This window comes from Lentzea albidocapillata subsp. violacea, assembly GCF_900100275.1.
GTDB lineage: Bacteria > Actinomycetota > Actinomycetes > Mycobacteriales > Pseudonocardiaceae > Lentzea > Lentzea violacea.
Genome location: NZ_FNET01000004.1, coordinates 67,704 through 92,580, shown reverse-complemented (window position 1 = coordinate 92,580; position 24,877 = coordinate 67,704). Strand labels below are relative to the sequence as shown.

24 protein-coding genes are annotated in these 24,877 nt (G+C 69.1%); 14 read left to right on the top strand and 10 right to left on the bottom strand.

The window, feature by feature from the left end:
• Positions 1–130: 130 nt before the first annotated feature.
• The 4 genes from BLR21_RS10910 to BLR21_RS10895 all read right to left on the bottom strand — a co-directional run bounded on the left by BLR21_RS10910 (position 131) and on the right by BLR21_RS10895 (position 3,242).
• Positions 131–1,279 carry an MFS transporter gene (locus tag BLR21_RS10910; protein WP_256334625.1) on the bottom strand — a complete coding sequence of 383 codons (1,149 nt, stop codon included), beginning with the start codon at positions 1,277–1,279 and terminating at the stop codon, positions 131–133.
• A gap of 73 nt (positions 1,280–1,352) precedes the next feature.
• Entirely contained in the window at positions 1,353–1,814 is a 462-nt protein-coding gene (locus tag BLR21_RS10905) for a thioredoxin family protein (RefSeq protein WP_090005720.1), read from the bottom strand.
• A gap of 47 nt (positions 1,815–1,861) precedes the next feature.
• Positions 1,862–2,209, bottom strand: a complete 348-nt coding sequence (locus BLR21_RS10900; RefSeq protein WP_090005719.1) for a rhodanese-like domain-containing protein — start codon at positions 2,207–2,209, stop codon at positions 1,862–1,864.
• Between the two features lie 91 nt (positions 2,210–2,300).
• The gene (locus BLR21_RS10895; protein WP_256334624.1) at positions 2,301–3,242 is read right to left on the bottom strand and encodes a LysR family transcriptional regulator; all 942 of its coding nucleotides are present in this window, start codon (positions 3,240–3,242) and stop codon (positions 2,301–2,303) included.
• A gap of 178 nt (positions 3,243–3,420) precedes the next feature.
• Between BLR21_RS10895 and BLR21_RS10890 the strand changes: the two genes are divergently transcribed.
• The 3 genes from BLR21_RS10890 to BLR21_RS10880 are packed head-to-tail and all read left to right on the top strand — an operon-like array spanning position 3,421 to position 6,357.
• Complete coding sequence (locus BLR21_RS10890) at positions 3,421–4,101, top strand: tRNA-dependent cyclodipeptide synthase (RefSeq protein ID WP_090005717.1); 681 nt, start codon at positions 3,421–3,423, stop codon at positions 4,099–4,101.
• A gap of 2 nt (positions 4,102–4,103) precedes the next feature.
• Positions 4,104–5,405: a purine-cytosine permease family protein gene (locus tag BLR21_RS10885; RefSeq protein WP_090005716.1), complete on the top strand. Its 1,302-nt coding sequence runs from the start codon at positions 4,104–4,106 to the stop codon at positions 5,403–5,405.
• Between the two features lie 16 nt (positions 5,406–5,421).
• Positions 5,422–6,357, top strand: a complete 936-nt coding sequence (locus tag BLR21_RS10880) for a LysR family transcriptional regulator (protein WP_090005715.1) — start codon at positions 5,422–5,424, stop codon at positions 6,355–6,357.
• A gap of 54 nt (positions 6,358–6,411) precedes the next feature.
• On the opposite strand, the gene BLR21_RS10875 is transcribed toward BLR21_RS10880, so the two are convergent.
• The 5 genes from BLR21_RS10875 to BLR21_RS10855 form a co-directional block, all read right to left on the bottom strand.
• Positions 6,412–7,833, bottom strand: a complete 1,422-nt coding sequence (locus BLR21_RS10875; RefSeq protein ID WP_420843874.1) for a M1 family metallopeptidase — start codon at positions 7,831–7,833, stop codon at positions 6,412–6,414.
• A 106-nt stretch (positions 7,834–7,939) separates the two neighbouring features.
• On the bottom strand, positions 7,940–8,473 hold the full coding sequence (locus BLR21_RS10870; RefSeq protein WP_256334623.1) for a TetR/AcrR family transcriptional regulator: 534 nt from the start codon (positions 8,471–8,473) through the stop codon (positions 7,940–7,942).
• A 90-nt stretch (positions 8,474–8,563) separates the two neighbouring features.
• Complete coding sequence (locus BLR21_RS10865; RefSeq protein ID WP_090005712.1) at positions 8,564–8,980, bottom strand: Dabb family protein; 417 nt, start codon at positions 8,978–8,980, stop codon at positions 8,564–8,566.
• Between the two features lie 12 nt (positions 8,981–8,992).
• On the bottom strand, positions 8,993–9,844 hold the full coding sequence (locus tag BLR21_RS10860; protein ID WP_090005711.1) for an SDR family oxidoreductase: 852 nt from the start codon (positions 9,842–9,844) through the stop codon (positions 8,993–8,995).
• Positions 9,841–11,256, bottom strand: a complete 1,416-nt coding sequence (locus BLR21_RS10855) for an MFS transporter (RefSeq protein ID WP_218130840.1) — start codon at positions 11,254–11,256, stop codon at positions 9,841–9,843. The genes BLR21_RS10860 and BLR21_RS10855 overlap by 4 nt, the downstream gene beginning before the upstream one ends.
• Before the next feature lie 123 nt (positions 11,257–11,379).
• On the opposite strand from BLR21_RS10855, the gene BLR21_RS10850 reads away from it, so the two are divergent.
• From BLR21_RS10850 to BLR21_RS10840, 3 genes are all read left to right on the top strand, one after another.
• Positions 11,380–14,061: an AAA family ATPase gene (locus BLR21_RS10850; RefSeq protein ID WP_090006029.1), complete on the top strand. Its 2,682-nt coding sequence runs from the start codon at positions 11,380–11,382 to the stop codon at positions 14,059–14,061.
• Positions 14,062–14,214: 153 nt separating this feature from the next.
• The gene (locus tag BLR21_RS10845) at positions 14,215–14,691 is read left to right on the top strand and encodes an SRPBCC family protein (RefSeq protein WP_090005710.1); all 477 of its coding nucleotides are present in this window, start codon (positions 14,215–14,217) and stop codon (positions 14,689–14,691) included.
• 104 nt (positions 14,692–14,795) lie between these two features.
• Positions 14,796–15,149, top strand: coding sequence for a hypothetical protein (locus BLR21_RS10840; RefSeq protein WP_090005709.1), 354 nt, complete (start codon positions 14,796–14,798; stop codon positions 15,147–15,149).
• Between the two features lie 48 nt (positions 15,150–15,197).
• Here the strand turns inward: BLR21_RS10840 and BLR21_RS10835 are convergent, their stop codons facing one another.
• Positions 15,198–15,947 carry a FadR/GntR family transcriptional regulator gene (locus BLR21_RS10835; RefSeq protein WP_090005708.1) on the bottom strand — a complete coding sequence of 250 codons (750 nt, stop codon included), beginning with the start codon at positions 15,945–15,947 and terminating at the stop codon, positions 15,198–15,200.
• A 113-nt stretch (positions 15,948–16,060) separates the two neighbouring features.
• On the opposite strand from BLR21_RS10835, the gene BLR21_RS10830 reads away from it, so the two are divergent.
• From BLR21_RS10830 to BLR21_RS10800, 8 genes are all read left to right on the top strand, one after another.
• Positions 16,061–17,179, top strand: coding sequence for an enolase C-terminal domain-like protein (locus tag BLR21_RS10830; protein WP_090005707.1), 1,119 nt, complete (start codon positions 16,061–16,063; stop codon positions 17,177–17,179).
• 81 nt (positions 17,180–17,260) lie between these two features.
• Positions 17,261–18,559, top strand: coding sequence for an ABC transporter substrate-binding protein (locus tag BLR21_RS10825; protein WP_256334622.1), 1,299 nt, complete (start codon positions 17,261–17,263; stop codon positions 18,557–18,559).
• Complete coding sequence (locus BLR21_RS10820; protein WP_090005705.1) at positions 18,540–19,421, top strand: carbohydrate ABC transporter permease; 882 nt, start codon at positions 18,540–18,542, stop codon at positions 19,419–19,421. The genes BLR21_RS10825 and BLR21_RS10820 overlap by 20 nt, the downstream gene beginning before the upstream one ends.
• A gap of 4 nt (positions 19,422–19,425) precedes the next feature.
• The gene (locus BLR21_RS10815; protein WP_090005704.1) at positions 19,426–20,379 is read left to right on the top strand and encodes a carbohydrate ABC transporter permease; all 954 of its coding nucleotides are present in this window, start codon (positions 19,426–19,428) and stop codon (positions 20,377–20,379) included.
• Positions 20,380–20,384: 5 nt separating this feature from the next.
• Positions 20,385–21,035 (top strand): aldo/keto reductase, encoded by a 651-nt coding sequence (locus BLR21_RS10810; protein ID WP_256334621.1) that lies wholly within the window; start codon positions 20,385–20,387, stop codon positions 21,033–21,035.
• Positions 21,036–21,040: 5 nt separating this feature from the next.
• Positions 21,041–21,328 carry an aldo-keto reductase family protein gene (locus tag BLR21_RS43675; protein WP_256334620.1) on the top strand — a complete coding sequence of 96 codons (288 nt, stop codon included), beginning with the start codon at positions 21,041–21,043 and terminating at the stop codon, positions 21,326–21,328.
• 275 nt (positions 21,329–21,603) lie between these two features.
• Positions 21,604–24,321: a right-handed parallel beta-helix repeat-containing protein gene (locus BLR21_RS10805; protein ID WP_143027681.1), complete on the top strand. Its 2,718-nt coding sequence runs from the start codon at positions 21,604–21,606 to the stop codon at positions 24,319–24,321.
• Between the two features lie 121 nt (positions 24,322–24,442).
• On the top strand, positions 24,443–24,877 hold the full coding sequence (locus BLR21_RS10800) for a MarR family winged helix-turn-helix transcriptional regulator (RefSeq protein ID WP_090005702.1): 435 nt from the start codon (positions 24,443–24,445) through the stop codon (positions 24,875–24,877).

Here is a 24,877-nt window from a genome sequence, read left to right as displayed (position 1 = left end):
CGCGCATCCATCCACTTCGGACCGTCGCGAGACGGCCACGACCTGGGCCATGGAGGAAGTCATAACTGGATCGCACGACCCGCGAGCTGCCCGGTCGCCGTGGTCTGATCCCACTTCGACGACCACTCCATCAGGAGCCTGTGGACGCGCCGCGCCCCACGGCGGCGGGAAGGCGGGTCGCCGCCCAGAACGGCACCACCAGCAGCGCCGCGGCCGTCCAGATCAATGCGGGTGCCGCGGTGTCCAGCACCACTCCTCCCACCGCGGCACCCCCTGCCACCGCGCCGTTCCAGGCCGCGATGGTCAGCGACTGGGCTCGATCCGCGTCCCGTCCCGCGATCAGAGCCGTGACTGCCTGGAACGCCGTGGGTGCGCCGCCGAACGCCAGGCCCCATACCGCGCAGGCCATCAGGGTGGTGGCCACGTCGTCGGACATCGCCAGCAGAACCATGCCGGCCGCGGTCAGCACCGGGCACCAGCCCAGCACTCCACGCGGATTGCGGTCCAAAGTGGACCCGACCGCGAGAATTCCGCCCACGGCGGCGATACCGAAGACGAGCAGCGCCGTGGTCAGCAGGTCTTCCTGTGCCAGTCGAGCGAGGACCGGGCCTACGTACGTGTAGAGCATGTTGTGTGCCAACGAGTACACGAACACCATTACCAGAATCGGACGCAGCACTGGCAGGGCGTGTCGCGCCGGCCGGGTGGGCTCGGTCGTGACCGCCGGCACCACGAGCAGGATCCAGCACAGCAACGGCACCGCGATCGCCGCCATGGCCGCGAACGACCAGCGCCAGCCGACCAGTTCACCGAGCGCCGTGCCGGCGGGCACTCCCGCCGCGAATCCGACCGGTGTGCCCGCCATCGCGATCGCCAGCGCGCGTCCGGCCTGTCCTGGCGGCGCGATCCGCATCGCGTACACCGCCACCAGTGACCACATCACGCCGGTGATGGCGCCGGATACCACCCGTGCGCCCAGAATGACGCCATAGCCGGGGGACAGCGCGATCACGAGGTTCGTCACGACGAATCCGAGCACCAGCGCCACCAGCACACGCTTGCGCGGCAGCCGGGAGGTCATCGCGGTCAGCGGGATCGCGGTGACCGCGGTGGTGACCGCGTAGACGGTGACCAGCTGTCCGGCGGCGGACGGTGAGACCCCGAGATCCGCGGACATACCCAGGAGCAACCCCGCGGGCAGCACCTCGCAAAGGCAGCCGAGCAGCACCGTCAGGGTCAGTGCGAGCAGCGCTCGCCACGGCAGCCTGTTCTGGGACAAGGGATTCCTCTCGCGTGGGAACCGCCCCGGCACGGGAGCAGGACACCCGTGCCGGGGCGGAGGCCGGACCGGATCAGCCCTTGGCGAGCTGGGCGTTGATCCACGACCGCAGCGCGGCCTCGCCCTTGAACCCGATCATGCGGGAGTTCGGCAGCTCCGCCGCGTTGCGCACCGGCACCAGGGTGGGCAGGAACCGGATGCGGTACTGGGACGAGAGGTCACGGCTCACGTCCACGTCGACCATGCCGACCAGGATCCGGCCGTTGTACTCCGCGGCCAGCTTCTCGAGCACCGGCTTGAGCTGACGGCAGGGCGGGCACCAGGTGGCGCCGAAGTCCAGGATGACCAGCTTGGTCCTGGACTGCTCCATCACCTGGGCGTGGTTCGCGGACGTCACCTTGATGACGTGCTCCGCGCTGATCTGGACGTTCGAGCCGGTCGGCGGCGCGGCCTGGGCGGGCGCGGCCAGCAGCACCGAGGCCATGACGACCACGGCCGCGACGCCCGCGCGTAGCCAGTTCTTGAGCAGGGACATGGAGAACTCCTTGATAGGCAGGGAAAATTCCGGGCAACCGCAGGTGCTCAACCGGAGCTGGTGGCGAGGCCGGCACCGACCCAGTCCTCGATGCCCTCGCGGTACTTGCGCACGTTCGAGTACCCCAGCTGAACCAACCGGGCCCCTACGAGCTCGCTGTTGCGACAAGGCACGTTGGCGCAGTAGACGACGATCTCGGCGGTCTTGTCCGGCAGGACGTCGGGTGCATGCCGGTCGGTGAACTCGGCCGCCTGCTCGTAGGGAAATCCGGGAATGTTCACCGCGCCGGGCAGGTGTTCTCTCTCGTAGTAGCCCGCGGGCATGGTGTCGACCACCACCAGGGTGCCCGCGTCGATTCCTTTGTGGAGTTCCTCTCGGGAGATCAACGGCAACATCGAAGCGATCCCTTTCCGGCACGGTTCGCGCAGTATTTCGCGCCGATTCCGAGTGTGGCCGGGCCGGGGATCCATGCCCACTGTCAGCGCGCTATGCCACGCCGTTATCCATCCATCCGCGATAGCGGTCGTTCTGCGCGACGAGCTGTTCGTAGACGGCCACGGCGGCGAGATGCACGGCCGCGAACCGGTCGCCGAGCGGATGGTCCGCGCGCCAGAGCAGGACGTGCTGCACCTTCATGGGATCACCGGCCAGCGGCCGGATCACCATGCCGGGAGGTTCCGGCGTGGTCGGCTGCACCAGGCACACCCCGTGCTCGCCGGACACCAGGCGGTGCCGCAGCGCGTCGACGTCGTGCGCGATGCGCGGGGTGAACCCGTGTGCCAGGCACATCTCGCGGAACACGACCCGGCAGCCGTCGCCGCAGCTGGACACGATCCACTGCTCCTGAGCCAGGTCGCCCAGTTCGACGACGGGCGAGGCCGCCAGCGGGTGCCGCGCCGGCAGCGCCACGAACGAGGGCTCGACGACCACCCGCTCGGCGCGCACCCCGTCCGGCACGGCCAGCGTCCGCGGACCGCAGATCATCGCCACCGCGAGGTCGACGCACCCACCGGCGACCTGCGTGACCAGCCTGCTGTGCGACAGGTCCGCGCGGCTGGTGAGCTCATGGCCCGGCAGCAGCCGCTCGACGCAGCCGAACAGGCCGGGCACGAGGCTGCTGTCGTTCCAGCCGATCCGCAGGCCGCCGGGGGACGGCTGCTGCAGGCGGAAGTCCCGGTCCAGCTCGTCGAACGCCGGGATGATCGCCGCGGCGCGGGCGAGCACCAGCTCTCCGATCCGGGTCGCGCGCACGCCGCGCGGGCCGCGGTCGAAGAGCCGTTCGCCCACCAGCTGCTCGATGCGGCGCAGCTGGTGGCTGAGGGCGGGCTGGGCCAGCCGCAGCTCGCCGGCAGCCCGGTTGAGACTGCCCGCTCGCGCGATGGCGACGAGCACCCGCAGATGGCGGACCTGGAGCTCCATGTCACTCATCAGACACGCCCGAACGCGTTCTGTCAGCAGTTCGGCGCCGAACGGAGCAGGACATTCGGGCGTTGGGCGCATAAGGCGACGGCATGACGTTCCGGCAGTACCCGCCGGTTCTGCTTCTGCCGATAGTGGTCGAATCCGGATTTCCCTGCCCCTGTGAATATGACTTTCGGAGTCGACGGTGTTGCTGACAACTCCGCTGACCGAGCACTGTGCCACCCCTTTGCGAAGCGGCAGGCATGTGTGCGTCGGTGTGAGCCCGTTCAACAGTTATTTTTCGGTGGAACGCATCACCGCACTCGCTCGCTGGGCGATGCGGGAATTCGAGCGTTTCCATTTCTTCGTGCCCGACCACGCGTCCGTGTACACGCTGGAGGCACTGGGCTACGAACCCGGCCGCGCGCAGCGCAAGGCCGGACGGCAGGGCCAGTACGTGGTGAACAAGATCTGCCGCGCCCTGCGCGACGCCGGCGTGTCTGAGCCGGAGGAGCACCTGCTCGACGGCGCCGCCCTGGCCCGCAACGACAGGTACCGGGAGTTGCTGCGCGACGCGGGTGCGTGGTTCATGACCGACGACGCCTTCGCCGGGGAGTGCCTGGAGGCCACGCGCTGGGTGCTCGACCGCCGCCTGCCGGACGGCCAGGTGCCTACGGAGGAACAGTTGCGGTGCGCCGTCCGGTACTTCCTCGCGGAGCTGCCCATGTTCATCGACACCCCGGCGATCGCGGGCGTCGACAGCTCGGTGTTCGCCTACCACCAGAGGGTGGCGTTCCTGGAACGCCTGTACGCCAGGGAACTGGCCTGGCTGCCGAATCCCGCACAGGGTTTCGTCGTGCTGACACCTCACGAAGAGGCGGTCTGACGGTGGCACACGACGACTATTCGCTGAGCAGGCTCCCCGACGAGGCCCGGCGGTCGTGGGTCTCCGTTGCCGTGCAACGGTTCGGGCAGGTTTCGGCGTTCCACCAGTTCCTCCTCGGCGCCACGCTCGGACTCGGGATGACGTTCTGGGACGCGGTCCTCGCGATCACGCTCGGGTCGGTGATGCTCGAGATCGTCACGATCCTGATGGGGATCGCGGGCGTGCGGGAGAACGTGTCGACGTCGGTGCTGGCCCGCTGGGCCGGGTTCGGGGCACGCGGTTCCGCGTTGGTCGGCCTGCTCGTGACGCTCAGCCTGGCCGGCTGGTTCGGCGTGCAGAACGACGTGTTCGCGCACGGCCTGCACCGGCTGATGGGCGGTCCGCCGGTCTGGGTGTGGGCGATCCTCGGCGGCATCGTGGTGACCGTGATCGTCGTGGCGGGCTTCCACACCATGGCGTGGACGGCCTATCTCACCGTGCCCGCGTTCCTGCTGCTGACCGGCTGGACGATCGTCTCCGAGCTGCACCGGCACGACCTCTCGGACCTGGTCGGCATGGCCCCGCCCGGCCCGGCGCTGAGCCTCGCCCAGGGCACCACGCTGGTCGCGGGCGCGTTCATCATGGGCGCCGTCATGACCCCCGACATGACGAGGTTCAACCGGCGTCCCTCCGACGTCGTGAAGCAGACGCTGATCAGCGTCACGCTCGGCGAGTACCTGATCGGCCTGACCGGGGTGCTGCTCGCGCACGCCGCCCTCAGCGCCGACGTGGTCGGCATCATCATGTCCAACTCGGGCGTGATCGGGACGCTGATCATGATCACGGCGATCCTGAAGATCAACGACTGGAACCTCTACTCGGCGTCCCTCGGCCTGGTGAACACCGTCGACGTGCTGCTGGGCAGGAGGATCAGCCGATCGACCGCGACGCTGTGGCTGGGCGCTCTGGGAACCCTGCTGTCCGCTCTGGGCATCCTCAGCCATTTCACCGTGTTCCTCACCTGGATCGGGGTGATCACGCCGCCGGTGGCGGGCATCATGATCGCCGAGTACTTCATCGTGCGCACCTGGCGCGCGGAGCTGGACGCCTCGCGCGCGAGAGGGGCACTGCCGGCCGTTCCGCCGGACTGGGTACCGGCTTCGCTGGTGTGCTGGGCGGCCGGAACCGCGGTCGGTTTCCTGGTGCCGTTCGGCATTCCGACGATCAACTCCGTCGTGGTCGCGTTCGCGTTGTACGCTGCGATCGGCAAAACGGCCGGGATCATGCGGCCGGCGCCGCCATCCCGGGTCGACACTCACCGCTGACGGGGGAAGTGACGGCATGGAGCTCGACGTCCACCACCTGAAGCTCGTGCGGGCGATCGGCGAGACCGGCAGCCTGTCCGAAGCGGCGGTGCGGCTCGGGATCAGCCAGCCCGCCGTCAGCGGCAGTCTCAAGCGCCTCGAGAACGCGTTGGGGCAACGGCTGTTCGACCGCGGCTCCAGCACCGCGTCGGTCATGCCGACACCCACCGGGGAACTGCTGCTCGATCGGATCAGCGCGGTACTGCCGATGATGGAAGGGCTGGCGCGGGACATCGAGGTCCGCACCAGCCCCTCCGAGCTCGTGCGGGTGGGCGGAGTGTGCTCGCCGGTCCTGTGCCACCTGCCCGCGATCGTCGACAGCCACCGGCCGCACGGGCCGGCCGCGTCGTTGTTCGACAGCGAATGCCGGGACCTCGTCGTGGAGATGGTGGCGCAGCGGCGGCTGGAAGTGGGCGTGGTCAAGGACTATCCCGGGTTCGAGGCGGTCGCGCCCGCGTCGGTGGACTTCGCGGTGGTGGCGCACGACCGGACGCTGGTGCTGCTGCGCGAGGACCATCCGCTGGCCCGGCACAAGGTGATCGGCCTGGAACAGCTGGCCGACGAACCGTGGGTGCTGCCCCCGCCCGACTCGTCGCGTTTCCACGAGTACTTCCACAGATCCTGTCGCCGCAAGGGTTTCACTCCACGGGTGCAGTACGTTTCGGAGTCGTTCGGGATGACCGCGGCCGCCGTGCGCAACGGTGCCGTCGGGCTGTCGCAGGCGGCGTGCGAAGGGCACCAGCAGGTCGCCGCCCGGCTGCTCGCGGACGACGCGCTGTCGCGCAGGTTCCTGCTCGTGTGGCACCGGGAGAGCGAGTTCGCGCGAGTGGCGCGCGCCGTCCTCGTGGACGCCGCGCTGGCCTACCGGATCGAGTGCGAGGCCTCGCCGGTCTACTCCCGTTACCTGGCTTGACGAAGCGGTGTGTCCCACCGGAACCGGAGGGACACCCGTAACAAGCCCAAACCGTCAGCGAAGCTCTGCCGGTGGCAGGGTCGTTCCGTGAACCCAGGCCTCATAGAACGCGGTGAGGTCCTTGTCAGCCACCGCTGCCGTATAGAGCTCCCAGTCGTACCAGCCCTGGTTGAGCAGCGTCGAGATCGCGGGATAGTCCCGCAGCACGGTGAAGAACGCCTCGTCACCGATGTGCTTGCGCAGCGCGTGCACCATCAGCACGCCCTTGTCGGTGACCGAGAACTCCCGTCCCACTCCCGGATCAGCCAGCTGGCGTCCCCAGAACCGGGCGTCCGAACCCGCCCGGCGCAGCGCGTCCTGGTAGTGCTGCTCGACGGTGGTCCCGCCTTTCGCCTCGTTCCACATCCACACCGTGTACCGGGCGAACGAGTCGACCAGCGGCTGGTCCTTCCACATCTTGATGGCGAGGTGGTTGCCCCACCACTGCGATGCCAAGGCCTGCACCAGCGCCGACTCGCCCGCGAAGCCGCCGTGCACCGGACGGCCCTGCGAGGGATGCGAGTAGTAGAGCCAGTCCTGCAGGTAGACGCCACCGGTGGCAGGCAGGGGATAGTCGCCCAGCTTGCCGGTCAGGAACTCCATCGCCGCGGGCAGAGTCCTGGCAAGCGCGGTGTCGGCGCCCGGCCCGAAGGCATCCAGCACCGTCGTGCCCGAGTGCAGGGTGGACTCGCGGACGGTGAACCGGTCGATCGCGATCATCGTGGCGGAAGGCGTGGCCGGCACCTCCTCCACCCAGCTGTGGGTTCCATTGTGGACGGACTTGCGCACTCCGGTCGACACCACGCTCCACCCGGCGGGAACCGTGGCGTTGAGGTGGAAGGTCGCCTTGTCCACCGAGGTGTCGTTCACCGGGAACCACGTGGTCGCCGAATGGGGCGCACCGGCCGCGACCGCACCCCCCGACCGAGTGGTGCGCCAGCCGGTGGCGCCCCGGCCAGGGACGTACTCCGGCTGGGGGCGACCGCAGTAGACGACCTCCACGGTGAACGACGCGTCCGCCGCCAGTTCGGTGGCGGGCGTGATCACCAGCTCGTGGGCTTTCGCCCGGACGAACGACGCGGGCACGCCGTTGACCTTCACCGCGGTGACGGTGAGGCCGCGCAGGTCCAAGTTGAACCGGCTGAGGCGTTGCGTGGTGGTGGCCGTGACGACGGCCTTGGCGTTGAGGAAACGCGAGGCCGGGTCGTAGGACAGGTCGACGGTGTAGTCGCCGACGTCGTAACCACCGTTGCCGTCGGTGGGGTAGTAGGGGTCGACGCCGAGCACAACACCGTTGGGCGCGACGTGCACGTAACCGTCGGAGCCGATCGTGTCGCCGGCGTGTGCCACGGCTGGGCTCAGGAGTGCACAGCACAGCGGCAGACCGCAGAGCAACAGGGTGGCCGACGAGTACCTTCGTCGAATCCGCACAGCCATCGGGGACCTTTCAGGGCAGTGGCAGGGATCCTCAGTCTGTGCGCGCGCGGTTCGGTCGTACCAATGCCGGTTCTTCATGCCCGGGCGTTATCCGGCACGGTGGTTCTCAGTGGAGAGGCCAGGCGCGCAAGGCGGCGTCGGCCATTTCCTGAAGCTCGTCGCGGCCGGCACCGCCGGCGGCCTGTACGGCGATACCGAACGCCAGGGTGGTGACGTAGCGGGCCACCAGCGCCGGGTCGGCCTCCGGTGGCAGGTCGCCGTCGTCGGCGGCCCGCTGGAAGCGCTCGCGGACGTGGCGGCAGCCGTTGTTGCGCCAGGCGGCGAGGAGGTCGCGGACCGCGTGCCCGGACTCGCCGGTGGCCAGGGCGCCCTGGACGCCCATGCACCCGTGGGGGCCTGCCGGACGTGTGGTCGTGCGAACGGTGCCGGCCAGGATCGCGGTCGCGACGCCGAGTGCGGTCGGCTCTTCGAGGGCTCTGGCCAGGTAGTCACTCGGTCCTTCGGTGTAGCGCTCCAGGACCTTGCGGAACAGCTCCTCCTTGTTGCCGAAGGTCGCGTACATGCTGGTGGCGGAGATGCCCATCGCGTCGGTCAGGCCGGTCAGGCCGGCGCCCTCGTAGCCCTGCTCGCGACGAACCACCCGCGCTCGCGTCGGCGACAACACCTAACCGCGCACGGGAACGCGAAAGCGGGCGTGCTCCCATGCCAGGGAACACGCCCGCCTTCGCGGTCAGTGCGCGTGCTTGCCGGGTGCGGCACTGCCGGAGTACTCGCCGAGATCGGAGACCAGGCCGGCGATGTCGGGCATGTTCTCGTAGCGGCGCCGGTGGACCTCGGCGATCTTCGCGCCGATCTCCGGGTCCGGATCGTCGGTGATGTCGAACGACACGAACCTGTCGACCAGCGGCAGCCCGGCGCGGTCCATGGCCAGGTGCGCCGGGTGGTTCATGTACTCCTCGTAACCCTGGAGGTCCTCGATCAGGGATACGGCGCCATACTCGAACTCGCCGCCGAAATCGGGGCCGACGACGCGCGCCTTGATGGACGGGATGGCGTTGCTGTGCTCACGCATCTGCGCGAGACCGGCCACCTTGTCCTCCTCCGAGACGCCGGGCTTGAGGGTGAAACGAATGCAGTGGTAGATCATCGGACTTCCCTTTCAGCTTGCGAACGCGGTGGCGTGGTCGCGGGCGAAGTCGGTGACGTCGCGTGCGGGCTGTCCGGTGAGGTCGGCGACGGACGTGTGCACCTCGGCGGCTTCACCTCTGGCGTAGTGGGCGTAGTCCTCGACGAGGCCGTCGAGCTGCCAGGGCGGGAGCATTCCGGTCAGCGCGGCGGCGAACTGGTCCGCGGACGTGTCGTGGAAGGCGACCTCCCGCCCGGTCGCGGCGGCGAGCGCCGCGGCGATCTCGTGGTGGGTCACGGCGCGTGGCCCGGTCAGCGTGTACGTGCGGCCGGTGTGTCCCGTGCCGGTCAGCACGGCGGCGGCAGCGTCGGCGATGTCCCTGGTGTCGATGGCGCTGACGGCGGCGTCGCCGATCGGTGCGGCGAACCAGCCCTGCGCGATCGGGCCGGCGAAGGCGAGGAGCGCCTGCAGATAGAGGTTGGGACGCAGCACGGTGTGATCGAGCCCGAGCTTCTCCACGTGGGCCTCGACTTCCGCGTGCCAGCGCAGGAACCGCACCGGCGAGTCGGCGCGCGCCCCGTACTGGGAGAGCAGGACGAGCCGGTGCACGCCGGCGTCGCGGGCGAGGTCGGCGAACCGGATCTGGAGCGCGGCGGCGTCGAGCGTCGAGGGGCTGTTGAGGAAGACCGCGTCGACGCCTTTCAGTGCGGCGGCAAGCGATTCCGGCTCCCGCAGGTCGGCGACGACGGTCTCGGCACCGGGGACGACGCGGCCGGGGTCGCGGGTCATGGCGCGGACGCTGACGCCGCGGCTGCACAGCGCGGGAACCAGCGCGGAACCGACGGTTCCGGTCGCGGCGGTCACGAGCACGGTGGGGGCGTTCATCGTGGTGCGTTCCTTTCGGTGGAGGAGGTCAGGGCCTGCCGTTTCCCGGCGGCGGAGAAGAGCGACAACGCGAGGGCGATGACGACGAGCGCGGCCTCGCCGAAGAACGCGGTCGTGAACGAGATGTCCCCGTGCGTGCCCGCGGCGCCGATGGCGATCCCGGCGAGTGCGGCCAGCCCGACCGCGCCGCCCAGTTGTTGCGCGGCGTTGACCAGCCCGCTGAGCAGGCCCGACTCGCCGGCCTCGCTGTCGCGCACCCCCATCGCCGTAGCGTTGACGAGCCCGAGTCCGAGGCCGAGCCCGATCAGCACGAACGCGCCCAGCAGGCTCACCGAGAAACCACTGGTCGTCGGATCCATCGCCAGCCACAGAAAACCGACGAGCAGCACGGCCAGGCCGACCGGCAGCGCGTGGGACAGCCCGATGCGCCTGGCCAGCAGTGGCGCGACGACACTGCCGACGATGATCATGAGGGCGATGGGGATCTGGGTCATCCCCGCCGACAACGGGGTCATCCCGAGCACGTCCTGCTGGTACTGCGGCAGGAAGAAGAACAGGCTCGTCAGCGTGCCGCCGGTCAGCAACATCACGACGTTCGCCGTGATCACCGGCCTGCGGCGGAAGACGCCGAGCGGGACCAGTGGGTGCGTGGAACGCCGCTCCACGACCACGAACGCCACCAGTGAGGCGAGGCCGACCACAAGGCCGACGATCGTGCTGGGCGCGCCGAACCCGGCATCCGAGGCGGAGACCATGCCCAGCGCGAGACCGGAGATCCCGACGGTGATGGTGATCGCGCCGAGCGCGTCGAACCTGCCGGGCCTACCGGGGACCGCGGGCACCGAGCGCCACACGAGGATCGCTCCCGCCACACCGAACGGCACCGGCGTGAGGAACACCGACTGCCAGCCCAGCAGCTGGGTCAGCGTGCCACCGAGAAAGACGCCGAGGAGACTGCCGGTACCGGCGACCGCGCCCCAGATGCCCATCGCACGAGTGCGTTCCGCGGGAGACGAGTAGAGGGCGAGCACGAGAGAGAGCGCGGCAGGCATCAGGATCGCGGCCCCGATGCCCTGCGCGATCCGTCCGGCGACCAGCATCCCGCTGGAGGTGGCCAGCGCACAGAACGCCGTCGCCGCGAGGTAGCCGGTCATACCGGTCAGGAACACCTTGCGGCCACCGAGTACGTCGGCGAGACGGCCGCCGAGCAGCAACAGACCGGCGAACGCCACCAGATAGCTGTCCACGACGACCGTGAGCTCGGCGGCCGTGAGCCCGAGGCCCTCGCGGATCGTGGATCCCGCGAGGTTCACCATGGCGGCGTCGAGAATGACCAGGAACATGGCGCTCGCCAGGCCGGCCATCGCCACCCCGCGCGGTATCCGTGTCGTGGCTGCGGTTTTGTCGCTCATCGTCTCGTCCTTCTGCAGAGGGCTTCCGGTTCCGCTTGGCGGATGCCATGACCATTTCGTGAACCGGCGCCACTCGCGTCGGTGACAATCACCTACTTGTGCCGGTGTCCTATGGTTCGGACCATGCCCACGACGTCCTCCCGCTCGCTCGTCGGCCGGCACGACGAGATCGCTCGCCTGCTCGCCCTCGTCGGCGCCGCGGAGAAGGGTGAGGGCGGAGTGCTCGTCCTGCGTGGCGAGCCGGGCATCGGCAAGAGCGCTCTCATGGACCACGCCGAGCACGCGGCAGCGGAGCGGTTCCAGGTGATCCGCGCGTCCGGGTCGGAGTTCGAGGGGGAGCTGCCGTTCGCGGCACTGCACCAGCTGTGCGTGCCGGTCCTGACGCACCTCGACTCGCTGGCGGCTCCCTACCGCGACTCCCTCCTGGTCGCGTTCGGGCTGGCCGACGGCACACCGGACCCGTTCCGCGTCGGCCTCGCCACGCTCGAACTACTGGCGGCCGCCGCGACGGAACGTCCGCTGCTGTGCGTCGTCGACGACGCGCACTGGATGGACGCCGCTTCGGTGGGGGCGTTGACGTTCCTCGCGAGACGCGTCGCGGCCGAGCCGATCGCGATGGTGTTCGCGGCTCGCGACTCCGGCGTCCTCCCCGGCCTGGACGAACTGCCCGGCTTGACCGTCGGCGGCCTGAGCGACGCGCAGGCGCGCGCGTTGCTGGCTCAGGAGAAGACGGTGACGCTCGACGAGCGGGTGCGTGACCGCCTGCTCGCCGAGGCACGCGGAAACCCGCTGGCCCTGATCGAGCTGCCGAAGGCGGGCGGCTTCGCGCTGCCGACACCGTCACCGGTCGCGAGCCGGATCGAGCGGAGCTTCCGGACCAGACTGGCGGAACTCCCTGCGGACGTGCGGCTGCTGCTGACCCTCGCGAGTGCCGATCCCACCGGCGACCTGAGTCTGCTGTGGACGGCCGCAGGGCTGCTGGGCCTCGACGTGCCCGCGACGAGCGCCATCGCCGAGACGTCCGGGCTCGTGCGGTTCGGCACGCGCGCACGGTTCTGCCACCCGCTGGCACGCTCGGCCGCCTATCGCGCGGCCGAACCGGAGCGGCGTCAGGTGGCGCATCGGGCACTGGCCGACGCCACCGACCCCGTCGCCGCGCCGGACCGGCAGGCCTGGCACCGCGCGCAGGCCGCCACCGGGCGGGACGAACAGGTCGCGGCGCAGTTGGAGTCGTCGGCCTCGCGCGCGCAGGCGCGTGGGGGAGTGGCGGCAGCGGCCGCGTTCCTCGAACGTGCGGCGGAGCTGTCACTCGACCCCGGCAAACAGACCGAGCGCACGCTCGCGGCCGCGCGGGCCACCCTCGCGGCCGGCCAGGCCGACGCGGCGGCGGCACTGTTGACCAGCCTCGACACCGAGTCACTGGACGATCTCCAGCACGCGTCCACCGACCTGCTGCGCGGGCAGATCGCCTTCGTCCAGGGCGCGGACGGGTCCATCCGGGGGCCGGAGCTTATCCTGCGGGCAGCACAGCGGCTCGCCACCAGTGATCCGGAACGTTCGCGCGAGTGCTTCGTGGCGGCACTGGAGATGGGGCTCCTCGTCGGACGGGCCGCGGGAGTGATGGACCGGGTGCTCGACGCGGCCAGGGTGGCGCTGCCGGCATCGGGACCGCCGAATCTCCTCGACGCATTGGTGTTGTTGAACACCGAGGGGCACCATGCCGGGATACCGGCGCTGCGGCGGGTTCTCACCGGCGACGGGACCGCCGGGTGGATGCGGGCGCCGGCGTTGGCCACGGTGCTCGCGGGCGAGCTGTGGGACATCGACCTGCACGCGACGGTCGTCGACTGGCTGGTGCGGACCGGGCGGGACACGGGATCACCGATGACGATCCGGCTCGGCCTGGCGCAGACGGCGCTGTCCGCCGTGTTCACCGGCGACTTCGGGCAGGCGATGGCCGCGATAGCGGAGGAGGAGGCGATCGCCGACGCAGTCGGTGACCTGCCGCAGCTCTACCCGAGAGTGCACCTGGCGGCGATGCGTGGGCGCCGCCAGGAGGTGCTCGACCTGTTCGCCGAGGTGATGAGCAGGCCTGCCGGTCAGCTGACCGCGAACGCCCACTGGGCGACGGCCGTGCTGTACAACGGCCTGGCCGACTACCCGGCCGCCCTGGCCGCGGCCACCCGCGCCGTGGCGGGCGGCGACCTCTTCCTCACCGGCATCGCCCTGCCCGAACTGGTGGAGGCCGCGATCCGGTGCGGCGAGAACGCGGTCGCGAAATCAGCGCTGGAGTCCCTGCTGGAGCGCACGGAGCCGGCGGGAACCAGCTTCGCTCTGGGTGTCGCGGCAGGCACGCGGGCGCTGGTCAGCGACCTGGAAGACGACCACCGCGAGGCGCTCGAACACCTGGCGGGTAGCCCACTGGTCCTGCAACTCGCTCGGGCGCACCTGCGGTACGGGGAGTGGCTGCGCCGCACCGGCCGCCGTCGCGACGCACGCGAACACCTGCGTACCGCGCACGAACAGCTGTCGGAGATCGGCCTGGAAGCGTTCGCCCGCCGGGCCGCCGACGAGCTGCGCGCGACCGGGGAGGTGGCCCGCAACCGTTCCGAGCACACCTACGACCGGCTGACCATGCAGGAGATGCACATCGCGCGCCAGGTCGCGGCGGGCGCGACGACGAAGGAGGTGGCCGGGCGCCTGTTCCTCAGCCCGCGCACGGTGGACGCCCACCTGCGCAGCATCTTCCGCAAGCTCGGTGTCACCTCACGCAGACAGCTCAGGGACATGCCCGATCTCGGGTGACTAGTGCCGCGAGGCGCCCTGCTGAGCGCCGGAAGACGCGGCGAAGGTTGCCGGTGACGGCACTAGGTGACTCTTGCCGACGCGAGCGGGGGCGAGTTCGCACGACCATGGTCGCGGACAGGCTGCCGCTCCCGTTCCCGAAAGGGTCTGCGAATGATCACCGGAATCGACGTGAAGGCACCCGTGGTGGTGCACTGCGACACCGTCGTCGCCGCGCCGCTGCAGCGCGTGTGGCGGCTGCTCACCGACGTGCCCTCGTGGCCGGACTGGCAACCCGACATCACCGCCGCCGCCGCAGACCGTCCTCTTCGGACGGGCAGCGTCTTCTGCTGGAGCACGGCCGGTCTCGACATCGAGTCCACTGTGTACCAGCTACGGGCGCCCCGCCGGATCCTCTGGGGTGGAACCGTCAGCGGAATCACCGGCATCCACCTGTGGACGTTCGACGCGATCGGGTCGTCGGTGCACGTCCGCACCGAGGAGTCCTGGGACGGAGACCCGGTGCTCGCCGACGTCGACGGCATGCGGGCCGCCCTCGGTGAATCCCTCGCCGCCTGGCTCCGTCACCTCAGGAAGGCCGCGGAGAACAGCGCGTTCCGCCCTGAGCGAACGGATCTTTACCTCCAGTAATCTGGAGGTTCGATGCTTGTCCGCATGACGAAGGCATTCAAGTACATCAACGTTGTCGTGCGGGTGTTGTTCGTGCGCTGTTCACGTTCTCCGGGTTCACCGGATTGTTCGGGATCGGGTCGCAGTCCACCGAAGGCATGTCGGCCGAGGCGGTGGCGTTCGCCACCGCACTCGGTGAAAGCGGGTTCATCATGCCCGTCACCAAGGTTGTCGAGCTGGTGGCCGGGATCATGTTGCTGGCCAACAGGTTCGTGCCGCTCGCGCTGGCGCTGCTGGCGCCGCTGGTGGTCGGGATCTTCGGGTTCCACGTGCTGCTGGAGCCCAGCGGTGCGGTGATCGCCGTGGTGCTCGCGGTGATCGAGATCTACCTGGCCTGGGTCCATCGGCACGCGTTCGTGCCGATGCTGCGGCCGACCTACTCGAACGCGCTGCCGTCGCCGTCCCTGTCGAGGTCGTAGCTGCCGGTGCCGATCGCGCGGACGATGCCGGAGACGGTCGCCGTTCAGTCAGGGGAGCGGGCGGCGACGGCTCCAAGCCGACAGGATGTGTTGTGACATGGCCTGTTCCGCTCCGGCCTCGTCCCTGTTCTTGATGTGTTCGAAGACGGCGCGATGTTCGTCGTTGCTGACCTTGCACTCGGTCGACGTCGGATCACCGGAGTAGCGGTAGCTCTTGCGCGCTTCGGCGTGGACGGTGCGCACGATCGACCTCGACAGCCGGTCGCCGGAGGCTTGCATGATGCGGTCGTGGAAGGCGACATCGGTCTCGACGAAGAGTTCCTGCCGGTCGACCTGGCTGTCGAGCAGTGCGAGGAGCGCGGCCACCTCGGCGATGTCGGCGGGGGTCGCGTCGCGGGCTGCCCGCGCGGCCATGGGTGCCTCGAGCCGGGCGCGGACGTCCACCAGCTGATCGAGCAACGTCAACTCGGTGTCGTGCCGCACGACCGCCGCGAGCACGATCGGGTCGAGGAGTGTCCATCCGTCCTCCTCGGTGACCGTGGTCCCGGAGCCCTGGCGGGCCAGGACAAGCCCTTTCTCCTCCAGGCTTTTGACGGCCTCGCGCACGGTGATCCGGCTGACGCCGAAGATCTCGCACAGGCTGAGTTCGGACGGCAGTTGCGACCCTGCCGGTAGCTGTCCGGAGACGATCTGGTCAGCGAGAGCTTCGATCACCGGGAGGGCGAGCCTGGCCGGCCGCCGCGGAAAAGGGGTCAGCTGACCGGACAGGCCGGTGTTCTTCCCTTGTGCCCTGGTCATGCTTACGGACTCTACCCGGAAACCGAGCAGACACCAGTCGTCATACGACTGTTGACGTCAGTCGTATGACGACTTATGGTTCCGGCACTTGTTGACCGGCCTTAGAGGGAATCGTGCTGATCACCGACATCGAGTGTCATCCGATCGACCTTCCCGCCGCCACACCGGCGTTCGTCTGGCGTGACGGCCTGCGTGGCAGTCCGCCGGCCGGTGACGGGGCGGTCCTGCGCATCCACACCGACGAGGGCGTGGAGGGTGTTGCCTTCGCTGATCGTCGTGGCACCGGCGGGCAGCTTCGGTCGTTGATCGACCGGGTGCTGCGGAACGAGCTCGTCGGGCAGGATCCGATGGCGCGGGAGTGGTTGTGGCACCGCATGTGGGAGATCGACCGCACCGAGGAACTTCCGCTCTACCTGCTCGGCCTGGTCGACGTCGCGCTGTGGGACCTCGCCGGCCGCGTCGCCGGAGTGCCGACCTGGCAGCTGCTCGGTGGTTTCCGCACGTCGATCCAGGCGTACGCGTCCACGGTGACGTACGGGTCGATCGCGGAGTACCTCGACGTCGCCGATCAGGCTCTCGAACTCGGCTACCCGGCGATCAAGTTGCACGCATGGGGTGACGCGCGCCGCGACGCGAAGCTCTCGGTCGCCCTGCGGGAGCACGTCGGCGAGGACGTTCCCCTGATGTTCGACGGCTCCGCGGGGTTCGACCTGCCCGACGCGGTGTACCTCGGCAGAGCGCTCGGCGACGCGGGATACCTCTGGTACGAGGAGCCCATGCGCGAGTTCAGCATCACCGCGTACGCCCGTCTCGCCAACGCCGTCGACGTACCTCTGCTGGTGGGCGAGACATCCGACGGGGTCCACATGAACTCCGCCGACTTCATCAGCGCGGGGGCGGCGACGTTCGGCGTCCGCGCCAGCACTCAACTACGCGGCGGGTTCACGGGCTCCATGCGTACCGCGCACCTGGCCGACGCCTTCCGGCTGCGCGCCGAGGTGCACGGACCCGAACTGCCCAACCGGCACCTGTGCATGGCGATCAGCAACACGACCTACTACGAGTCCCTCGTGTTCGGCAACCCGATCCGGCGCGAGCCCGGAATCGACGCGTGCGGAGTCGTCCACGCCCCGCGCGGCCCCGGTGTCGGCCTGCCCCCGACGCTGGATCTTCCTCCGGTCCTGCGTCAGTACGTCGCGGACCAGCACCTGCCGGCCGCCATGTCACTCTGACCCTGCCTCTACCGTCCAGAAAGGACATCGATGTCCACATCTCCGGTATCCCGCGTCAGAAACCGGCGCTGGCCGGCAGCCGTGACCGCACTGGCATTCGTCCTCGCCGGATGCGGCAGCGCCGATCCGAACGTGGGCGGCGGCTCCGCGGCGGCACCGTTCCAGCCGGTCGCGCAGGAGGAAGGCAGCGAGATCACGATCTGGGTGGACGCCACGCGCGTCCCCGCAGTGAAGGCATATCAGGCGGCTCGCCCGGACGTGAAGATCAAGATGGTCACCTACAGCGGTGGCGCCAACGGCTCGAACGAACTGCAGACCAAGGTGCAGCTGTTCGACCGCACCGGATCGGGCTGGCCGGACGTGGTCTGGCCGAACACGCAGGACATCTCCTGGGCCACGGCGGGTGAGAAGCCTTTCGCCGCACCGCTCGACGGCCTCGTGCCGCAGTCGACGCTCGACGGGTACGCCGACGGCGCGCTCGAGCGCTGTCAGGTCAACGGAAAGCTGTACTGCCTGCGCAACGACCTCGCCCAGGTGGTGCTCTGGTACAACAAGCCGCTCATGGATCAATGGGGCTACACCGTGCCCACCACCTGGGAGGAGTACCAGGCCCTCGGTGAGAAGGTGGCCAGGGAGCACCCCGGCTATCTCGTCGGCACCGCGGGCGACGCGTACTCCGAGGAGATCTACTTCTGGGCCAGCCAGTGCCCGGCGAGCGTGCTGACCGGTGAGAAGGCCGTGCGAGTCGACCTGCGCGACGCGAAGTGCACCCGCATGGCGAGCTTGCTGGACACCTTGATGACGGCCGGGTCCATGGCCAGGACCACGGTCTTCGACGCGGGCTTCATCGCGAACAACGCCTCCAAGGTCCTGCTGATGCCGGGGCCGTCCTGGTACGGGCAGGTGCTGTTCAACGAGACGTTCAAGACCCCGGCCGGTCAGATCGCCGCGGCCCCGCCCCTGAAGTTCGCCGGTGACCAGGAGACCTTCACCGGCAGCGTGGGTGGCGGTATCTGGATGGTGTCGTCGCACAGCAAGAACCTGAAGGCCGGTGCGGACTTCGTGCAGTGGGTCACGACGAACGAGGACTTCCTCAAGACCTCGGGAACGTATCCGGCGGACAAGAGCGCCGCCAAGGTGTGGCTGGAGAAGCAGGCGAGTGAGAACTACTTCGCCGCCGATGTCGCGCCGGTCTTCGAGGCGGCAGCCGGGCAGGTCTGGCCGGACTGGGCCGCGACCACGCAGTACTCCCAGGAAGCGATCTACTCCTCGACCATCCTGCCCGCGCTGACAGCGGGCGACACCCTCACCTCGAAGCTGCCGGACTGGCAGACAGCCATCGAGCAGAAGGCGCGATCCCTTGGCTACCAGGTCAACTGACCGGCCGCGCCGGGTCAACGCCGGCTATCTGTTCGTCGGCGGCTACACGGTTCTCCTGCTGGCGTTCGGCGTGCTGCCCACGCTGTACGCGATCTGGCTGGCACTGACCAACTCGCGCGGGCAACTGGTCGGGCTGGGCAACTTCACCAGGACGTTCGCCGACCCCCGGTTCCTGCCCGCTTTCGCGAACATCGGTCTGTACCTGGTGTTCTGGCTGGCGGCGCTGCTCGTCTTCGTCGTGCTGCTGGCGATCATGCTGCACGGCCGGATGCGCCGCACCACCGCGACTCTGCGGTTCCTGTTCTACCTGCCGGGTGCGCTGGCGGGTGTGGCGAGCATCGTCGTGTGGCTGATCCTGCTCGACCCGAACGCGAGTCCGGTGGCACCGCTGCTCAAGCTGCTGGGCTACCAGAGTCTGTCGGCCACCATCGCGCCGGGGAACCTGCCGGTGCTGTTCATGATCATCGCGTTCTGGACCGGCGCGGGCGGCTGGATCGTGGTCATGTACGGCGCGCTGAACAACATCTCCCACGAGGTACTGGAAGCGGCACGGATCGATGGGGCGACGGTCTGGCAGCTGGCGTGGCGGATCCAGCTGCCGATGATCGGCAAATGGGTCGCGTACATGCTGATCCTCGCCGTCGCCGCGGGCACCCAGCTGTTCATGGAACCGCAACTGGTCTCGACGGCGAGCTTCGGGCAGATCTCCGACAGCTGGTCACCGAACCAGCTCGCCTACCAGTACGCGTTCGCCGCCAACGACTTTCATGGCGCCGCCGCGATCTCGGTGGATCTGCTGCTGCTCGGCCTGATCTGTGCGGTCGTCGTCGTGTTCCGCACCGGACTCTTCGACAGGGACTAGGACCATGAGTGCAGTCAGTACGGACACACGCTCGCGCGATGCCGTCGCGCCGGCGGTCTCCCGCGGGCCGGCCCGGCGCAACGCCTGCCGCCGGCCGTCGGGTGTCGCGGCCAGGGTGGCCTGGACGGTGGTGCTGGGCCTGTTCCTGACCTTCTTCATGCTGCCGGTGGTGTGGCTTGTCCTGGCCCCGACCCGGACCGACAGCGACATCATCCGCGGCGACGGGCTGTCGTTCGGCTCGTGGGAGAACTTCGCCACGGCGTGGCAGCGCGTCTTCGCCTACCAGGACGGCGCGTTGCTGACCTGGCTGACGAACTCGGCCGTCTACGCCTTCGGCGCGCTGGCCATCACGCTCGTCACGGCGATCCCGGCGGGGTACGGCCTGGCGGTCATGCGGTTCCGTGGCCGCAAGCTGCTGCTGGTGACCACGTTGATCAGCATGCTGATGCCCGCGGCCGCCCTGGTGCTGCCGCTCTACCTGGAGCTCAACGCCGTCGGCCTGGCCGGGTCGATCTGGTCGGTGATCCTGCCGCTGTCGTTCTTCCCGTTCGGGGTGTACCTGACCTACATCTACTACTCGACGAACCTGCCGCCCGACGTGCTCGCCGCGGCGCGCATCGACGGCTGCACGGAGTGGCAGGCGTTCCGGCACATCGCTCTGCCACTGGCCAAGCCGGTGGTCGCGCTGGTGTTGTTCTTCAGCTTCGTCGCGAACTGGAACAACTACTTCCTTCCGTTCGTCATGCTGCCCTCCGACACCCTCTACCCGGCACAGGTCGGCCTGACGAACATGCTGACCGCGTCCCCGGTCTTCAACACCTCCTCGGGAATCATCGACATCCGGCGGCCCGAGCTGGCACTGGCCGCGCTGGTGACGATCCTGCCGATCCTGGTGATCTTCCTCGTCTCGCAGCGCGCGCTCGTCTCCGGGATGCTCGCCGGCGCCTCGAAGGAATGACGGACATGATCCGGCGCCCGATAGGCCGTACCGGTGTCGCGGTCACCGAGATCGGGTTCGGCGCGGCGAGCATCGGCAACCTCGGCCATGCCATCGACGACGACACCGCTGCCGGCGCGGTCGCAGGTGCCTGGGATGCCGGTATCCGCTACTTCGACACCGCGCCACACTACGGTCTCGGCCTGTCCGAGCGGCGCCTCGGTGCGGCCCTCGCCACCCGGCCTCGCAGCGAGTTCGTGGTCTCCACCAAGGTCGGCCGGCTACTCGAACCGAACCCGGCGCCCACGGGCCGGGACGCGGACTTCGACGTTCCGGACACTCTCCGCCGCCGGTTCGACTTCACCGCCGACGGCGTGCGCCGGAGCCTCGAGTCGAGTCTCGACCGCCTGCGGATGGATCGTGTGGAGATCGTGTACGTGCACGATCCGGACACCACCGAAGCGGTCGAGGCCGTGGTGACGAAGGCTTTGCCCGCTCTCGCGCGGTGGCGCGACGAGGGAGTGGCCGACGCCATCGGCGTCGGCGTCAACAGGGTGTCCGTCGCGTTGCGGCTCGTCCGCGAAGCCGCGGTCGACGTCATCATGATCGCGGGCCGATGGACACTGCTCGACCGCTCCGCGGACCGGCTGCTCGCGGAATCGTTCAACGCCGGGTGAGTGTCGTGGCCGCGGCGCCGTACAACAGCGGAATCCTCGCGCGGGACCGGCCAGAACCCGGTTCCTGGTACGACTACGCACCGGCGGACACCGACACCTCGGCCCGAGTCAGCGAGATCGCCGACGTGTGCGAGCGGTTCGGCGTACGACTCCCGTCCGCCGCGCTCCAGTTCCCGCTTCGCCATCCCGCGGTGGTCTCTGTGGTCGCCGGTCCGCGCACGGCCCGGGAGGTCGCGGAAACGACCGCCCGGGCGACGGCCAGGATTCCCGACCGGCTGTGGGAACTGTTGTGACAGCGGCTCTTTCGAGCAGTTCACGTCAACAAAGGAGTTCGTGAATGCGACCACCGGATACTGGATCAGGCAGAAGGCGACGGCTTGCGGCGGCCACGGGTGTGGTGGCCGCGTTACTGAGCGTCGTGGTGGCTCCGCCCGCGTCCGCCGACTGGAAGGCGGACACGATTCATGTGTCCCCTGGGGGCAAAGGCGCCGCGTGCAAAGCCATCGCCCCGTGTTCGATCGGTACCGCGCAGGACGTCGCTCGCCGTGCCGCGGCGAGGGCCCGGGACGTGACCGTGGTGGTAGGCGCAGGCCGCTACCAGCTCACGGCGCCGCTGATCTTCGACGCACGCGACTCGGGCGCCGACGGCAGGACCGTGAAGTGGCAGGCCGCCCCCGGCGCGCGCCCTGTCCTCACCGGTGCCCGTCCGGTGAGCGGGTGGACCCTCAGCGACCCGGCGAACGGTGTCTTCGCCGCCAAGGTGGGCACCGGCTTCGACAGTCGCCAGCTGTACGTGAACGGCAAACTGGCTCCACGCGCGCAGATCGCGGTCGCGTCATTGGCGATCACGCTGAACCCCCAGGGTTTCGTCGTGAACGACCCGGCGCTGGCCGAGCAGCTCCGTCAGGTACGGGATCCGTCCGCAATGGACTTCCGGGCCGTGCTGTCCTTCACCGACCGGTACACGCCGGTCGCGAGTGTCGACGGCAACCAGGTGACGCTGGCCCAGCCGGCCTGGGACAACAACACGTTCGGCTGGGACACGGTGCAGTCCCCTTTCCGTCCGGCACGGTTCTCGTTGCAGAACGCACCCCGGTTCCTGAGCGCGGGGGAGTGGTTCCTGGACGGCGCCGCCGGCATGCTCCACTACAAGCCGGCTGCCGGTGAGGACATCCGCCGGCTGGACGTGCAGCTTCCCTACCTGGAGTCACTGCTGCAGGTGGCCGGCACGCTGGACAAGCCGGTGCGCAACCTCGAGTTCGCCGGACTGACGTTCACCGGAACGTCCTGGCTCTATCCCAACAGCGACAACGGATACGCGGTCGGCCAGAGCGGAGCCGTCCTGCCCGGCGCACAGCCGACGCGGCCGGCGGACGCGTTCTCCACGTGCGCGGCGGGCTGCGCCGGGTACGAGGGCACCCGCCAGCACACGCGGCTGACCTCGGGTGCCGTGCAGATCTCGGCCGCCACGAACCTGTCCCTGCGCGGCAACACCTTCACCAACCTGGGATCGAGCGCTCTGGGCATCGGCAACGACGCCGCGTCCAACGGCTCAGGTGTCGGGCTCGCCGCCCAGGACATCACGGTCACCGGCAACACCTTCGCCCACAACGCCGGCGGCGGCGTCATCATCGGCGGGGTCGGAGCGGACGCTCACCACCCGTCGGACGCGCGGATGACGAACAAGAACATCGTCGTGACGAACAACTCCGTCCACGACACGGCGATCGACTACCAGGAACAGGCCGGCATCTTCGCCACCTACGTCACCGGTCTCAGCATCGCGCACAACGAGGTCTACAACCAGCCGTACTCGGGCATCAACGTGGGCTGGGGCTGGGGCATGATGGACCCCGGTGGCAGCCCCGAGTACGCCGCCCGCGGCACCTACCGGTACTTCCCGCCCTACCAGACGCCCACCACGTTGAAAGACGTGCGCATCAGCCAGAACTACCTGTACAACGTGATGACCCTGATGAACGACGGGGCCTGTATCTACACCCTGTCGGCCATGCCCGGCTCGACGATCGACGGCAACTTCTGCCGGGACAGCATGGCCCCCGCCGCCCTTTACTCCTTCGGGTTCTACCTGGACGAAGGCTCACGGTTCATCACGGTCACCGACAACGTCCTGATCCGCACCCGGTCCGGTCTGCACACCAACGCTCCGAAGACCTCCACCAGCGGCGACCTGCGCGACGACACCAACTACATCTCGGCCGACGTCGCCTCCAGCGACTTCGGCAAAGCCCCGCGCAGCAGCTCCACCAACGTGATCGCCCTGGGCGCGGACCTCCCGCCCGCGGCTTCGCGGATCATGTACCAGTCAGGTCTGGAACGCCCGCTGCGGTCCACGGCAGATCCGGAGAGGCCACCACTGGGGGTCGCCGCCTCGGCAGCGAACCCCGAGCTGGCGGCGAAAGCGTCCACGACGATCAGTGTGCCGCTGTCGAACTTCGATCCACAGCGGGGTCTGACCTTCGTGGGCGCCACCATCACCGGGCCGAAGGACTGGAAGACGGCTGCCGCCGCGCTGACTCCCGGGATCCTGCTGCCCGGTGCGACGGCGACACCCAAGTGGACGGTCACCGCTCCGGCGTCGTTCTCCTCGCTGCAGCCACAGGACTTCACCGTCACGGTCGCCTACACCAGCCAGGGAAAGCGATTCACGACGACGCGGAAGGTCCGTATCGCACCGCTCAGCCCGGTCACGTCACTGTCGACATACGGCAACGTGCCCACCCGCTTCGGCGAGCTCGACGGCAGCTTCACGATCACCAACGCCAGCAGCGACATCTGGGGCGGGCCACCACAGCGCGACGACCAGTACGGAACGATCTACGCGAAACAGGGCGCCGGGCGGAACACCACCGCCACCGTCCGGGTGGCCGCCTACGACCAGCCGAGCATCTACACCAAAGCCGGTCTGGTGTTCCGCAACGACCTCACCGCATGGGGTAGGTCGGCCGGCTACGTGGTACTGGTCAACATGCCGGCGACGCGGGCGACACTGCAGTGGGACGCCGACGGCGACGGCTATCTCGAGTCGGGGATGAGCGATCCCAATGCCCCGGCGGCAGGACCTCTACACCTGCGACTGGTCCGCGACGGCAACGTCTACACCGGATCCTGGTCGAGCGATGGCGTGGTGTGGCACCGGATCGGCAGTCCGGTCACCGTGCCAGGTGTCGCCGCCACCCAGGACGCGGGCATGATCTGGACGTCACACGCCGCGACCATCTCGGGCACGGCCACCTTCGACTCGTTCTCGGTGAAGGCCTCGTAAGCAGCACGCCGTGGGCCCGCTGATCCTGGATGAACTCCAGGTCAGCGGGCTCTTCGCGTTCGAGGGAATATGCTTCCGTGGACGTTATCGCGCGAGACCGGAAAGAAGGCGCGGGGAAGCTGTGGCGGATCTGAGGGCGGTGTTCAGCGATCTGGTTCGTTTTCAGATCGAGCTGTGGGGTGCCGTCGAGGCGCGCCTGCGTGCGGAGTGCGACCTGCAGCTCACCTGGTTCGAGGTCATGCGGCTGCTCGACGAGCGTGCCGGTTGCCGGGTGCAGGACCTCGCGGAGGAGTTCGGGATCACGGTCGGTGGCACCAGCAAGGTCGTCGACCGGGTCGAGGCCGCCGGCTACTGCCGGCGCCGTGCCAACCCGGACGACCGGCGTTCGTCCATTGTGGAGCTCACGCCCTCCGGCCGGCGCGTGGTGGCCAAGGCCGCGAAGGTCTTCGACGACGAGCTGGAGATCCGGGTCGGTTCGGTGCTCCCGGAGCGGTCGCTCAAGCAGCTGGCCAAGATCCTCGCCGACCTTCGCGCCGCCTTCCGCGCGAGCGCTTGA

What these genes read in the sequence shown, in the direction of transcription:
- BLR21_RS10905 (WP_090005720.1), bottom strand. Translation starts at nt 1,814, where the DNA reads ATGTCCCTGCTCAAGAACTGGCTACGCGCGGGCGTCGCGGCCGTGGTC.
- BLR21_RS10900 (WP_090005719.1), bottom strand. Translation starts at nt 2,209, where the DNA reads ATGTTGCCGTTGATCTCCCGAGAGGAACTCCACAAAGGAATCGACGCG.
- BLR21_RS10895 (WP_256334624.1), bottom strand. Translation starts at nt 3,242, where the DNA reads ATGAGTGACATGGAGCTCCAGGTCCGCCATCTGCGGGTGCTCGTCGCC.
- BLR21_RS10880 (WP_090005715.1), top strand. Translation starts at nt 5,422, where the DNA reads ATGGAGCTCGACGTCCACCACCTGAAGCTCGTGCGGGCGATCGGCGAG.
- BLR21_RS10875 (WP_420843874.1), bottom strand. Translation starts at nt 7,833, where the DNA reads ATGGCTGTGCGGATTCGACGAAGGTACTCGTCGGCCACCCTGTTGCTC.
- BLR21_RS10865 (WP_090005712.1), bottom strand. Translation starts at nt 8,980, where the DNA reads ATGATCTACCACTGCATTCGTTTCACCCTCAAGCCCGGCGTCTCGGAG.
- BLR21_RS10860 (WP_090005711.1), bottom strand. Translation starts at nt 9,844, where the DNA reads ATGAACGCCCCCACCGTGCTCGTGACCGCCGCGACCGGAACCGTCGGT.
- BLR21_RS10855 (WP_218130840.1), bottom strand. Translation starts at nt 11,256, where the DNA reads ATGAGCGACAAAACCGCAGCCACGACACGGATACCGCGCGGGGTGGCG.
- BLR21_RS10850 (WP_090006029.1), top strand. Translation starts at nt 11,380, where the DNA reads ATGCCCACGACGTCCTCCCGCTCGCTCGTCGGCCGGCACGACGAGATC.
- BLR21_RS10845 (WP_090005710.1), top strand. Translation starts at nt 14,215, where the DNA reads ATGATCACCGGAATCGACGTGAAGGCACCCGTGGTGGTGCACTGCGAC.
- BLR21_RS10835 (WP_090005708.1), bottom strand. Translation starts at nt 15,947, where the DNA reads ATGACCAGGGCACAAGGGAAGAACACCGGCCTGTCCGGTCAGCTGACC.
- BLR21_RS10815 (WP_090005704.1), top strand. Translation starts at nt 19,426, where the DNA reads ATGAGTGCAGTCAGTACGGACACACGCTCGCGCGATGCCGTCGCGCCG.
- BLR21_RS10810 (WP_256334621.1), top strand. Translation starts at nt 20,385, where the DNA reads ATGATCCGGCGCCCGATAGGCCGTACCGGTGTCGCGGTCACCGAGATC.